Source organism: Bifidobacterium sp. LH_417 (genome assembly GCF_056357035.1).
The window spans coordinates 21943-35530 of the sequence record NZ_JBKEVI010000011.1 but is presented as its reverse complement, the minus strand read 5'-3'; the positions used below and the strand labels follow the sequence as shown (position 1 = coordinate 35530).

Sequence of the window (13588 nt, the reverse complement as noted above, 5' to 3'; positions counted from 1 at the left end):
TCCGGTCAGAAGCCCGGGATGAGGCGGACGAACAGGTCGATAATCCAGATGCCGACGAACGGGGCGGCGATGCCGCCGAGACCGTAGATCGACAGGTTGCGGCCGAGGATCTTCTCGGAAGCCTCCGCACGGTACTTGACGCCCTTGAGCGCGAGCGGGATCAGCAGCACGATGATGATCGCGTTGAAGATGATCGCGGAGAGCACGGCGGACAGCGAGCTGTGCAGGCCCATGATGTTGAGCACGCCGAGGCCCGGGAACTTCTCCATGAACATGGCCGGGATGATGGCGAAGTACTTCGCCACGTCGTTGGCGATGGAGAAGGTGGTCAGCGCGCCGCGCGTGATGAGCAGCTGCTTGCCGATCTGGACGATGTCGATGAGCTTGGTCGGGTCGGAGTCGAGGTCGACCATGTTGCCGGCCTCCTTCGCGGCGGAGGTGCCGGAGTTCATGGCCACGCCGACATCGGACTGCGCGAGCGCGGGGGCGTCGTTGGTGCCGTCGCCGGTCATCGCGACGAGCTGGCCGTTGGCCTGCTCCTTCTTGATGTAGGCGAGCTTGTCCTCGGGCTTGGCCTCGGCGATGAAGTCGTCGACGCCTGCCTCCTTGGCGATGGCCTTGGCGGTCAGCGGGTTGTCGCCGGTGACCATGACGGTGCGGATGCCCATCTTGCGCAGGTCGGCGAAGCGCTCCTTCAGGCCCTTCTTGACGACGTCCTTGAGCTGGACGACGCCCAGCACCTTGACCTCGCCGTTGGCGTACTGCTCGGCGACGACGAGCGGGGTGCCGCCCTGTCCGGAGATGAAGTTGACCTTTTCGTGCAGGGCGTCGCGGACCTCGACGCTCATCGTGCCGCCTTCCTTGTCGATCCACGCCTCGACGGCGGAGGTCGCGCCCTTGCGGATGCGGTCGCCGTTCGGCAAATCGAGGCCGGACATGCGGGTCTCGGCCGTGAAGGCCACGTCCACGGCGCCCGGGACCTCGTCCAGATCGAAGCCTTCGGTCTTGGCGAGGGCGACGATGGACTGGCCTTCCGGGGTGGAGTCGGCCAGCGAGCTCAGAGCCGCGGCCTTGACCATCTCGGCGTGGTCCACGCCGGGGAGGGCGTGGAATTCGGAGGCCTGACGGTTGCCGTAGGTGATGGTGCCGGTCTTGTCGAGCAGCAGGGTGGTCACGTCGCCGGCGGCCTCGATGGCGCGGCCGGAGGTGGCGAGCACGTTGCGCTGGACCAGACGGTCCATGCCGGCGATGCCGATGGCGCTCAGCAGGGCGCCGATGGTGGTCGGGATGAGGCATACCAGCAGGGCGATCAGCACGGTCAGGCTCACGGAGGCGTCGACCGAGGAGGCCTGCGGGTTGATGCACAGCACGACGACCAGGAAAATGATGGTCAGCGAGCTCAGGAGGACGTCGAGCGCGATCTCGTTCGGGGTCTTCTGGCGGTTGGCGCCTTCGACCAGGGCGATCATCTTGTCGACAAAGCTCTCGCCGGGCTTCTGGGTGATGCGCACGACGATGCGGTCGGAAAGGACGCGGGTGCCGCCGGTGACGGACGAGCGGTCGCCGCCGGACTCGCGGATGACGGGGGCGGATTCGCCGGTGATGGCGGATTCGTCGACCGAGGCGATGCCGGAGATGATGTCGCCGTCGCCGGGGATGAGCTCGCCGGCGGCCACGACGACCACGTCGCCGAGCTTCAGGTCGGAGCTGGGGATCTCCTCGATGTATGCGGAGCCCTCACCCTTCTCCGGACCGCGCGCGTCGGGGTCGTTCTTCTCGTCGTATCCCTTGATGATATGCGCGGGGGTGGTGGTGCGGGTCTTGCGCAGCGCGTCGGCCTGCGCCTTGCCGCGCCCTTCGGCGACGGCTTCGGCGAGGTTCGCGAACAGCACGGTGAGCCACAGCACGACGGCGACGATCCACGTGAAGTAGACCGGCTCGCCGTTGGCGAGGGAGCCGTCGAAGATCTGGAAGATGCCAAGCAGGGTCAGGAACGCGGCGCCCACCCACACGATGAACATGACGGGGTTGTGCACCATGTTGCGCGGGTCGAACTTGCGGCACGCGTCCGGCAGGCTCTTGCCCAGCATGGCTCCGAGGGACTTGTTGTTCGATTGGTTGACGTCGCTCACGATGGAGTTCGCGTTGTTCGCGACGTCGTTGACAGTTGCGGAAGTCATATCACGCCACCAAACCTTCTGCCAACGGTCCCAGAGCAAGCGTCGGGAAGAACGTCAGCGCGGAAATCAGTACAATGACGAACACCAGCAGGACGACGAACAGGCCGTTGTCGGTCTTCATCGTGCCGGAGGTCTCCGGCACCTTGTCCTGCTTGGCGAGGGAGCCGGCCAGCGCGATCACGAGCGCGATCGGCAGGAATCGTCCGAGCAGCACGGCCAGGCCGAGCATGGTGTCGAGCCACGGGGTGTCGGCGGTGATGCCGGCGAAGGCGGAACCGTTGTTGTTGGCCGCGGAGGTGAACGCATAGACGACCTCGGAGAAGCCATGGCTGCCGCTGTTGTTGAGCGAGGTGTCGAAGATCGACTGGCGGGCGAACGGCACGGCGAAGCTCAGGGCGACGCCGGCGACGACCGTGATCGGCATGACGAGGAAGTACAGCGACGCCATCTTCATCTCGCGCGGGCCGATCTTCTTGCCGATGTACTCAGGCGTGCGGCCGACCATGAGGCCGGCGATGAACACGGCCACGATCGCCATCACGAGGATGCCGTACAGGCCGGCGCCCACACCACCCGGCGAAACCTCGCCGAGCATCATGTTGAGCATGTACATCATGCCGCCGAGCGCGGTGTACGAGTCGTGCATCGAGTTGACGGCGCCGGTGGAGGTGCTGGTGGAGGTCGTGCCGAACAGGCCGGACCACACGATGCCGAAGCGGGTCTCCTTGCCTTCCATCGAACCGCCGGTCAGCGTGGTGATCGGGTCGACGGAGAAGGACTCGGCCGTGACCACGAAGAAGAAGCTCGCGCCGAAGAGGATGACCATGGCGCCGAGCAGCGCGTAGCCCTGGCGGATGTCGCCGACCATGCGGCCGAAGGTGCGGGTGAGCGCCACCGGGATGCACAGCATGAGCAGGATCTCGATGAGGTTGGTCCACATGTTCGGGTTCTCGTACGGATGCGACGAGTTGGCGTTGAAGAAGCCGCCGCCGTTGGTGCCGAGCTCCTTGATGACCTCCTGGGAGGCGACCGGGCCCTGCATGATCTTCTGGGTGCCGCCGGCGACGGTGTTGACGTCGACGAAGCCCGCGAAGTTCTGCGCGACGCCGAGCGCGATGAGGACGACGCCCATGACGATGGCGATCGGCATGAGGATGCGCAGCGTGATGCGGGTCAGATCGACCCAGAAGTTGCCGATGGTCTCGGACTTGCGCCATGCGATGCCGCGCACCAGCGCGATCGCGACCGCGATGCCGACGGCCGCGGACACGAAGTTCTGCACGGTCAGGCCGGCGAACTGGACGGTGTAGCCGAGCGTGACGTCAGGCGAGTACGACTGCCAGTTCGTGTTGGTGACGAACGAGGCCGCGGTGTTGAACGCAAGCGGGCCTTCGACGTTCGGGAAGCCCAGCGAGAACGGCAGCCACTGCTGCACGCGCTGGAGCAGGTAGAGGACCAGGACGCTCAGCAGCGAGAAGCCGAGCAGGGCGCGCAGGTACGCCTTCCAAGTCTGGCCCTTCTTGGAGTCGACTCCGACGATCTTGTAGATCCACTTCTCGAAGAAGAAGTCCTTGTCGGACGTGACCACGTTGTACATGTAGTCGCCCAGCGGCTTGTAGATCGCCGCCAGGATGATGGCAATCAGCGCGAATGCCATGATCGCAAAAAGATATACCATGTGATGAACCTTTGTTCCCTAGACAGCTTCGATCAGAATTTCTCAGGACGGCACAGGGAATAGATCATGTAGGCGATTCCCGCCAGTCCCAGCACTACACCCAGCACGGTGAAGAACGTCATCATAGTTTGTCCACCCACTTTCCGAAGAGGTCGAACAGGACGAAGATGACAATCGTGCCCACTACATAGGCAACATCTACCCACCAGGGCATGTCTTTCTCCTTTCATCAAACAAACCCGACGGTGCTGCGCCCGCCATGTCGGCGGGCGCGACTGCGCCATCGGGTCATTGCGTCTTCAATGCTATGGATGATGTGAAGGAACGGAAACGGTTTTTACGGGTCCCATACGCCTACGTATATGCCCGACGGCGATTCGCTAACGGTTCGCTAACACGCCCGGTCCGGAGGGGACGGACCGACAGGGATCGGCGGATCCGATAGATTCCACCCCGCCCGTACACTGGTGCCGTATCCGTTTGACCTCATATCGATACGCCCCGCATATCGATACCTTATATATCAATCAAGGAGACGCCATGCACGACTCCCCCATCACCGACGTGATCTTCGACTTCTGCGGCGTGCTGTTCGACTGGAGCACGCGCGCCTGTCTGGCGGGGCGCTTCCCCGACGATGTGGTGGACGCGATCTGCGCCGACGACGACCCGCACGGTTTCTTCCGCTACGAGGACCGCATGGACGCCGGCGAGGACTTCGCCCGCATCTATCCGGATGTGGTCCGCGAGCAGGGCGAGGACATCGCACTGATCTTCAGGTACTACATCGAACACTACGGCGACGCGCTGCCGCGCATGCTGCCGGGCATGGAGCAGCTGCTGCGCGATCTGAAATCCCACGGCTACGGCGTGTGGGGGCTGACGAACTGGTCGCACGAAACGATCCACATCGCCTTCGACAAATACCCTGTGCTGGACGACCTGCTGGACGGCACCGTCGTCTCGGGCGTGGAGAAGATGCACAAGCCGAACGCGGACATCTACGAGCTGGCGCTCTCCCGCTTCGGTCTTGAGGCGCAGCGCTGCGTGTTCTTCGACGACACCGCGAAGAACGTGGCCGGCGCGAAGGAGGTCGGCATCCATGGCCTGCTGTTCTCCGGCGCCGTGGCCGCCCGCGACTCCCTCGCCGCGCTCGGCGTGCGTCTGTAGCGGCTCGACGCGCCCCGGCCGGGCGTGCGGAGCCGCGAAGTCGGACGCGTGTCCGATGTCTCACATGGCGTCCACCGGCGTGGAAGCGACCGGCTATAACCTCACCCTTCGACCATCCCCACTGCTATAACTGATATTTATGACGCTTCTGCAACTCAAATACATCGTCAAGATCGTCGAATGCGGTTCTATGAACGAGGCCTCACACGAGCTCTATGTCTCGCAGCCGGCCCTGAGCTCCTCCGTCAAGGAATTGGAGAAGGAACTCGGCATCGAGATCTTCACCCGCTCCTCGCAGGGCATCGCCCTGACGGTCGACGGCGCTGAGTTCCTCACCTACGCACGCCAGGTCCTCGACCAGGCGTCGCTGCTCGAGGAGCGTTACAAGAACGCGAAGCCGCGCAAGCAGCTGTGCACCGTGTCCACGCAGCACTACATGTTCGCGGTCGAGGCGTTCGTCGAGATGATCGACTCCATCCACTCCGACGAATACGAGTTCACGATCCGCGAGACGCGCACGCGCGACATCATCGACTCGGTGGCGAACATGCGCTCCGACGTCGGCATCATCTACCTGTCCGACTTCAACAAGGACGTCATCGGCAAGCTGCTGCGCGAGAAGCACCTCGAGTTCCACGCGCTGTTCCGCGCGCCGCTGCACGTGTTCCTGGCGCGCACGAACCCGCTCGCTTCGAAGAAGATGGTCACGATGAAGGACTTGAAGCCCTACCCGTTCATCCAGTACGAGCAGGGAGAGGACGGCTCCTTCTTCTTCGCCGAGGAGGCCGTCTGGCCGGACTACTCCCCCAAGCAGATCAACGTGACCGACCGCGCCACGATCCTCAACTTCATCATCGGCCTCAACGGCTACACGGTGTGCACGGGCATCGACAACGGCGACCTCAACAACGAGAAGATCTGCACCGTCCCGCTCGACTCGGACGAGACGATGCTCGTCGGCTGGATCACCAACGAGCGCGCCAAGCTCTCCAAGGCCGCCGAAACCTATCTCGAGAAGCTCAAGAGCGTCGTCGCCGACCACGGCTACAAGCTCATCGACTGAACGCATTCAGGAAGCACCCGATGGCAGACACCACTCGGACGCCGATATGAGGAATGCCTTGCGCACGGCTTTTCGCCATGCGCAAGGCATTCCTCGTTCATGCGGGAAACGGCTCGATCACACTGCACCGCACGGGTTCAGGCACGCCGCCCATGCGTCACCAGCAATACGTGTTCCCCACCCTACTCCCGTCGATCGCCTCCGGGGATGACCGACGTGGCCGCGGTCGCCGCGAACCCTTTGAGCACTTCGACCATCACCCCGCGGTCCCCGGCGTCGATGCCGCGGGCCGCCACGAGCATCGCCGGCAACGATTGCGCCCAATGCGCGGTGAGCTCACCGAACGTAGGGTATCCGCCCGCCTCGAGGATGGCGAACAGACCTTCGATGAACAGCCGCCGCCGTTCGTCGTCGTACCGCGCCATCCAGTCGTTCAGCGTGCGGGCCGCGTAGCGAGCCCCGCCCGTAAGGCCGTCCGCGTGCACGAACCGGCCGTCCCTCACCTGCCAGTTCAAGGCGAAGTGCTGCATGATGCCGAGCCCGTCGCTCGTCACCACCTCATAGCCCGCCGCGGCTTGCTCACGCTGTTCGAACAGCATGCCGATGACCGACGATTCCGGCACGGACTTGTGCACCTTGGCCGATATGCGCCGGTATTCCGGCGATTCCAGAAACGCCTCGTCGAACCCCGGGCCGTCATGCGAGTACACGGCCGTGACGCGCGACGCGACGTCGTCCGGCATCGAGGCGGCCGCATACACCGCGAGGTTGCCGCCCTTGGAATGCCCTCCCACCATCAGCGGGCCGTCCCACCGGCAAGCCACGTCGGCGAGATACCGCACGGCCGCGGATTGCGAGGCGACCGGCCGGCGGAACGCCATCGTGAAGTCCTCTTTCCAGCCGACGATCGAACTGTCGGTGCCGCGAAATGCGACGTAGAGCGCGCCGTCGCCCACGTCGAACACGCACGCCGAGAACTGTTTGGTGGATGCCGCATCGAACTCATCCACATACGCGCCTACGCGCAACGCCCGCCAACGCGGGTTCTCGCACATGGCCCGCAACAGGTCGACGTTCAACTGCGGCGACCATACGCGCCCGAACATGGCGTCATAGCGTTCCGCGCGCAGCAGGTCACGGACAGGAACCATGGGGATGGCCGCGCTATCGGCATCATCGCCACCGGCGTCATCGGCATCGCCGCCGTCCCATCGCGGCACGTTGCCGGGCATGCGCGCATACGACAGCTGCGAGAGCACCAGACTGTCCACCTCGTTGAACGGATCCTCGTCGAACGTGACGAACCGCGTCCGCAGATCATCGATCACATTGCCCATGGAGACCTCCTCGCCGGCGGACGGCGAGCACCGGTTGCCGCTCCCGCACCGTCGCCATGGCCCCTACTGTACAACCGCACGTGCCGGGCGTCACCGCCGGGTGAGCTCCGTGTACGATTCCTCCAACGCGAGCGAGATCCGTTCGACCTCCTCGCGGGTGAGCGGTTCACGGAACGTCATGCGCAGCGCGGTCTTCGCGACGGAGGGCTCGAATCCCATGGCGAGCAGCGTGGCGGGAATCTCATGCCGTCCGATCGCACATGCGGAGCCGGACGAGGCGGCGATGCCGCGCGCGTCCAGGTCGACGAGCAGCGCCTCGCCGGTCACGCCGGGGAAAATGAACGACGCATGCCCGGGCAACCGTCGTTCCGGGTCTCCGGTGAGTTCGGCCCGCGGCACGACCCGCCGCACCGCGTCGATGAGCATGTCCCGCGAGGCGACGAGCTCCCGATAACGGGCGGCCATGCGCCGGTTCGACGAATCCAAGGCGATGGCGAGCGCGACCGCGCCGGCCACGTTCTGCGTGCCGGAGCGCAGACCGCGTTCCTGTCCGCCGCCGGAGAGCACCGGTTCGATGGGGGTGCGCCCGCGCACGAGCAGCGCGCCGAGTCCTTTGGGCGCGCCGAACTTGTGCCCGGAGACGCTCAGCGCGTCCACGTCCCAGTCGCGCATGCGGATGGGGATGAGTCCTGCGGCCTGCACGGCGTCGACGTGCACGGGCACGTCGTGCGCGTGTGCGATCGCCACGATCTTCTCCACGGGTTCGACGGTGCCGACCTCGTTGTTGGCGAGCATGACGCTGACGAGCGCGGTCCGTCTCCCCGCCTCGCCGTCGAGCGCCCGTCCGAGCGCGTCGAGGTCGAAGTGGGCCTCGTGGTCGACGGGGATGCGCACGACGTCGAAGCCGAACCAGCGTGCGAGCCAGTCGGCGGACGCGGAGACGGCCGGATGCTCGATTGATGAGATGACGATGCGCGGGTGCTCTCCCAGCCGTCCCATCCTCGCCATGGCGATGCCTTTGACGGCGAGGTTGTCGGATTCGGTGCCGCCGGATGTGAAGATCACATCGTCCGGTTTGGCGCCGAGGCCGGCGGCGAAGGAGGCGCGGGCCGCGTCGAGGGCGCGGGCGGCGGTCTTGCCGGGCTGGTGCACGCTTGCCGGGTTCGCGTATGCGTCGGTGAGGAACGGGGTCATCGCGGCGATGACGTCCGGGCCGACCGGTTCGGTGGCGGCCGCGTCGAGGTAGAGTTCACCGGGTTCCCGTGTCGCGGCACCGCCGTCCATCTGTTCCGTCCCGTTCATCGCAGCCAGTCCAGTCCGAGGTCGATGGAACGCACGGAGTGGGTGAGCGCGCCGACGGAGATCACGTCCACGCCGGTGGCGGCGACGGCGGCGACGCGTTCGAGCGTCATGTTGCCGCTCGCCTCGACGATGGCGCGCCCGTCGATCGCCTCGACGCCGCGGCGCGTGTCGTCGAGCGTGAAGTTGTCGAGCATGATGGTGTCGGCACCGCCGTCCAGCACGGCGGGAATCTGGTCGGGCCGGTCGACCTCCACCTCGATGTGCGTGGTGTGCCCCACCTGTTCGCGCACGTGACGGATCGCGCCGGCGAGGTCGATGCCGCGGGCGGCGAGCGCGGCGAGATGGTTGTCCTTGAGCATGACCGCGTCGGACAGACCGTAGCGATGGTTGTGCCCACCGCCGCAGACGACCGCGTGTTTCTCGAACGGTCGCAGTCCGGGCGTGGTCTTGCGTGTGTCGACGATGCGCGTGCGCGCGTAGCGGCGTGGACGGGTCACCCCGGCGTCCGTCCCGCCGGATCCCATGTATCCATCCTCGTAGATCGCGTCCACGGCGGCGACGAATGAAGCGGTCATCGTGGCGATGCCGCTCATGCGCTGCGTGAAGTTCAAGGCGACGCGTTCCGCGGTCAGGAGGCTGCGCACGGAGCCGGAGACGACGGCGAGCGCCTGCCCGGCCTTAAAGCTCTCGCCGTCGCGGATGGCGGGTTCGACGGTCACGGTCGGGTCGAGCGTGGTGAAGGCGGCGGCGAACACGTCGATGCCGCTCATCACGCCCTCCTCGCGTGCGACGAGCCGGGCGGCACCGGTCTCGTCGGCGGGGATGGTGGTCTCGCAGGTCACGTCACCATAGGGTGCGTCCTCGGCGAGCGCCGCTTCGACGGCGGCGTGGATGGTCTGTTGCGTGAGCATGAGGCTCCTTATCGCTTATCGGCTTATCGCCTGACGTAGGCGACGGAGTGCGCCCACTCGTCGCGGGGTTCGGGGAAGTCGGTGCGGGCGTGCGCGCCGCGCGATTCGGTGCGGGCGAGTGCGGCGGTCGCGGCCACGTATCCGACGGTGAGCATGTCGCGGTTCTCGAGCGCGGTCACGTCGGCATCGCCGGCGGTCGGGGCCGTCGCCGCGTGCGAGTCCGCCGCGGCGAGTCCGGCGCCGAGCTCGTCGACGGCGTGCGTGAGTCCGCTGGCGTCGCGCAGCACGCCGACGCCATGCCACATCGTGTTCTGGATGCGCGTGCGGTCCCATGCGTCCCCGGCGTCCGCGCGGTCGTCGGTGTCGATGTCGGGGCCGGCGGCGGGCGCGGCGAGCGCGACCGGCGGCTCGTCGAAGACCTCGCCGGTCGCGGAGTCGAGCAGCGGCTGCGGGTCCCACGTCGCGTCGTCCGTGTCGTGCACGGCGGCGAGTCCGGCGCGGCGGCCGTAGACGAGTCCTTCGAGCAGCGAGTTGGAGGCGAGTCGGTTCGAGCCCATGACGCCGGTGCGCGCGCATTCGCCGGCCGCGTAGAGTCCGGGGATGGAGGCGCGCGCGTCGAGGTCGGTGCGGATGCCGCCCATGTAGTAGTGCGCGGCCGGAGCGACGGGGATGGGCTCCTTGCTCCAGTCGTAGCCGAGCGAGCGCGTGTACGCGTCGATGGTCGGGAAGCGTTTGGCGAGGAACGCGGCGAGGTCGGGGTGTTCGGCGCGCATCGGGGAGACGTCGAGCATGACGGGCCTGCCGCCCTGGGCCTGCATGACGCGGAAGTTCTCGCGGGCGACGACGTCGCGCGGCGCGAGTTCGGCGCGTGGGTCCACGTCCTTCATGTAGCGGCGCCCGTGTTCGTCGAGCAGGATGGCGCCTTCGCCGCGCACGGCTTCGGAGACGAGGAAATGCTCGCCGACGGCCATCGCCGTGGGATGGAACTGGTAGAACTCGAGGTCGGCGACCTGTGCTCCCGCGCGCCATGCGGCGGCGAGTCCGTCGGCGGTGGCGACGATCGGGTTCGTGGTGTACGGGTACATGCGTCCCGCGCCGCCGGTGGCGAGAATCACTCGACCGGAGGGCAGGGTGACGTCCCGCCCGTCCTCGAGCAGTCGGACGCCGGCGATGCGGCCGTCACGCACGACGAGGTCTTTGAGGAACGCGTGTTCGACGATGTGGATGCGCGGGTTCGCACGCACCATGGCGGACACGTCGAGTTCGAGGATGCGTCCGGTGGCGTCTCCCCCGGCGTGCACGACGCGGGCGCGCGAGTGCGCGGCCTCGAGCCCGCGCAGCATGCGGCCGTGCGCGTCGCGGTCGAAGCGCACGCCGGCTGCGGCGAATTCGCGTACGCGGTCGGCGCCTTCGCGCGTGAGGATGTCGACGGCCTTCGGGTCGCACAAGCCGTGTCCGGCTGCGATGGTGTCGGCGGCGTGCAGTTTCGGGTCGTCGTCGGCGAAGATGGCCGCGGCGATACCGCCCTGGGCGTGGTAGGTGTTCGATTCGACGAGTTCGGTCTTGGTGACGAGCGTCACGTCATGGTCTTCGCCCGCCACGGCGAGCGCGGCGGACAGTCCGGCCACGCCCGCGCCGATGACGATGATGTCGGTGTCGTTCATTGCGGTTGCCTTGATTCTTGCGTGTCGTTCACGGGTGGACGCGCAGCATGCGTTCGAGCGCGACCTTGGCCTCGCGGGCGGTGCCTTCGTCCACGGTGATGCGGTTGACGACGTTGCCCTTCTCGAGGTTCTCCAGGGCCCATGCGAGGTAGGCGGGGTGGATGCGATACATGGTGGAGCAGGGGCAGACGACCGGGTCGAGGCAGAACACGGTCTTGTCGGGGTGCTGGGCGGCGAGGCGGTTGACGAGGTTGATCTCGGTGCCGACGGCGATGGCGGAGCCGGCGGGCGCGTTCTCGATCTCCTTGACGATGTACGCGGTGGAGCCGGTGCCGTCGGCGGCGTCGACGACCTGCATCGAGCATTCGGGATGCACGATGACCTTGACGCCCGGGTACGCTTTACGGGCGCGTTCGATCTGCTCGACGGTGAAACGCTGGTGCACGGAGCAGAAGCCCTTCCACAGGATCATCCTCGCGTTCGCGTAGTCGGCGGGGTCGGCCGCGCCGCCCTGCGCCTTGAACGGGTCCCACAGGGGCATCTCGCTCAGCGGGACGCCCATGGCGCGCGCCGTGTTGCGTCCGAGATGCTGGTCGGGGAAGAACAGGACGCGGCGGCCGCGGGCGAACGCCCATTCGAGCACGGCGTGCGCGTTGGACGAGGTGCATACGATGCCGCCGTGACGGCCGCAGAACGCTTTCAGGGCGGCGGACGAGTTCATGTAGGTGACGGGGACGATCGGCTGCAGGCCGTCGACGTCCGGCTTGGTGCCGCAGATCTCGCCGAGCTGCTCCCACGCCTCCTCGACCTGGTCGATGTTGGCCATGTCGGCCATCGAGCATCCGGCGGACAGGTTCGGCAGGGTCACTGTCTGTTCGGGCGTGGAGAGGATGTCGGCGGTCTCGGCCATGAAGTGCACGCCGCAGAACACGATGTGGTCGGCGTCGGGGCGTTCGGTCGCGTTTTTGGCGAGTTGGAAGGAGTCGCCGACGAAGTCGGCGTGCTCGATGATCTCGTCGCGCTGGTAGAAGTGGCCAAGGATGAGCAGCTTGGAGCCGAGGCGGCGCTTCGCGTCGCGGATGCGCTGCTGGAGCTCCTCGTCGGAGGCGTTGCGGTACTCATCGGGCAGCACCTGTTGGCGAGGCGCGTTCTTCGGCAGGCGGTCAAGCATGGAGGCGCCGGGGCCGTAGCTGGGGCGGGTGGTGTCGAAGTGCCACGGGTCGAGGGTGAGTCCCGCGTCGCAGGTGCTTTGCGCGCCGAGACGCGCGATGATCTCGTCGACGGAGGGCGCGGTGAATGTTGCGGTCATGTTCGTTCCTTTTTTGGGTATGCTTCGCCTCCCCGGGCGCGCGGTTTGCGTCGGGGTTCGAAAGCGGAGGTGATGATTGCGGAAAAGAAGGAGGGCGGAATCCGTCTCAACGCGCGAGCGCGGACATCGGATCGTCATCCACGGAGGCGGGCGGCGGATCAGGTCCGGGGATCGTACCGGTCGTGTCCGGGTGTTCACCGTCCGTGCGGCCTTCGTCGGCCTTCAGCCAGTCATACGGATTCCATGACGTGGAGGCGGCGGCCACGTACCGGTAGACGGCGGCTGGCCGGTGATTGCCGACGCGTTGCTTGACGCCGGTGTCTTCGAGCTCGCCGGAGGCGAGGATGCGGCGGCGGAAGTTGGCGAGGTCGACCGGTTCTCCGGTAACGGCCTCGACGACGTCGTGCAGTTGGCTGAGCGTGAACGTCTCGCCGACGAGGCGCGCGGCCACATCCGGGTAGGCGATCCTGGTGCGCAACCGCCATAGCGCGTAATCGATGATCGCCTTGTGGTCGAAGGCGAGCTCGGGCAGGTCGTTCTCGGGGAACCAGCGGACGTTGTCGGCTTCGACGAAGTCCTTCGCCTCCGCGGTGCCGACGAGCGCCCAGTAGACAATGGACACCATCGGCAATCCCCCATGGGATCGGCCGAGGTCGCCGAACGTGTACAGCTGTTCCAGATACCGCGGGTGCAGCGTGGTGGTCGATTCGAGCGCGGCGTATGCCGACTGTTCGAGTGACCGGTTGGCGGTCAGACCGCCGCCGGGCAACGCCCATGCTCCGAGGAACGGCTGACGCACGCGTCGCACGAGCGGCAGCCACAGGCGACTGCGCCCCGTCGAATCCTCGCCCAGGGCCAGGATCACGACGGATACGCCGACCTGCGGCGGCGCGAGCCGTCGTTCGGAGACATTGCCGATGCCCATCGTCCACTTCCGTCCGATTATGGTTTTCGTTGACGGTGCATCAGCATAG

General features: G+C 66.5%; 10 protein-coding genes. 2 read left to right on the top strand and 8 right to left on the bottom strand.

Annotation, left to right across the window (positions count from 1 at the left end; translation table 11 throughout):
• Positions 1-5 precede the first annotated feature (5 nt).
• Both kdpB and kdpA read right to left on the bottom strand, forming a co-directional pair.
• On the bottom strand, positions 6-2180 hold the full coding sequence (kdpB, locus tag AC1AYR_RS07620; RefSeq protein WP_101622708.1) for a potassium-transporting ATPase subunit KdpB: 2175 nt from the start codon (positions 2178-2180) through the stop codon (positions 6-8).
• Between the two features lies 1 nt (position 2181).
• The gene (gene kdpA, locus AC1AYR_RS07615) at positions 2182-3858 is read right to left on the bottom strand and encodes a potassium-transporting ATPase subunit KdpA (protein ID WP_101622707.1); all 1677 of its coding nucleotides are present in this window, start codon (positions 3856-3858) and stop codon (positions 2182-2184) included.
• A gap of 540 nt (positions 3859-4398) precedes the next feature.
• Between kdpA and AC1AYR_RS07610 the strand changes: the two genes are divergently transcribed.
• Both AC1AYR_RS07610 and AC1AYR_RS07605 read left to right on the top strand, forming a co-directional pair.
• The gene (locus AC1AYR_RS07610) at positions 4399-5028 is read left to right on the top strand and encodes an HAD family hydrolase (RefSeq protein ID WP_101622706.1); all 630 of its coding nucleotides are present in this window, start codon (positions 4399-4401) and stop codon (positions 5026-5028) included.
• Positions 5029-5167: 139 nt separating this feature from the next.
• On the top strand, positions 5168-6091 hold the full coding sequence (locus AC1AYR_RS07605; protein WP_101622705.1) for a LysR family transcriptional regulator: 924 nt from the start codon (positions 5168-5170) through the stop codon (positions 6089-6091).
• Between the two features lie 182 nt (positions 6092-6273).
• Here AC1AYR_RS07605 and AC1AYR_RS07600 read toward each other — a convergent pair whose 3' ends face one another.
• The 6 genes from AC1AYR_RS07600 to AC1AYR_RS07575 form a co-directional block, all read right to left on the bottom strand.
• A complete protein-coding gene (locus tag AC1AYR_RS07600) occupies positions 6274-7428 on the bottom strand; it encodes a DUF2974 domain-containing protein (protein ID WP_101622704.1) in 1155 nt (384 codons plus the stop codon).
• A gap of 90 nt (positions 7429-7518) precedes the next feature.
• Positions 7519-8712, bottom strand: coding sequence for a cysteine desulfurase family protein (locus AC1AYR_RS07595; RefSeq protein ID WP_101622703.1), 1194 nt, complete (start codon positions 8710-8712; stop codon positions 7519-7521).
• A 14-nt stretch (positions 8713-8726) separates the two neighbouring features.
• Positions 8727-9641, bottom strand: a complete 915-nt coding sequence (locus tag AC1AYR_RS07590; RefSeq protein WP_101622702.1) for a nicotinate-nucleotide diphosphorylase — start codon at positions 9639-9641, stop codon at positions 8727-8729.
• 23 nt (positions 9642-9664) lie between these two features.
• A complete protein-coding gene (gene nadB, locus AC1AYR_RS07585) occupies positions 9665-11305 on the bottom strand; it encodes an L-aspartate oxidase (RefSeq protein WP_476512191.1) in 1641 nt (546 codons plus the stop codon).
• A gap of 28 nt (positions 11306-11333) precedes the next feature.
• A complete protein-coding gene (gene nadA, locus AC1AYR_RS07580; protein WP_476512192.1) occupies positions 11334-12614 on the bottom strand; it encodes a quinolinate synthase NadA in 1281 nt (426 codons plus the stop codon).
• A gap of 106 nt (positions 12615-12720) precedes the next feature.
• A complete protein-coding gene (locus AC1AYR_RS07575; RefSeq protein WP_165784922.1) occupies positions 12721-13539 on the bottom strand; it encodes an NUDIX hydrolase in 819 nt (272 codons plus the stop codon).
• Positions 13540-13588: the final 49 nt, after the last annotated feature.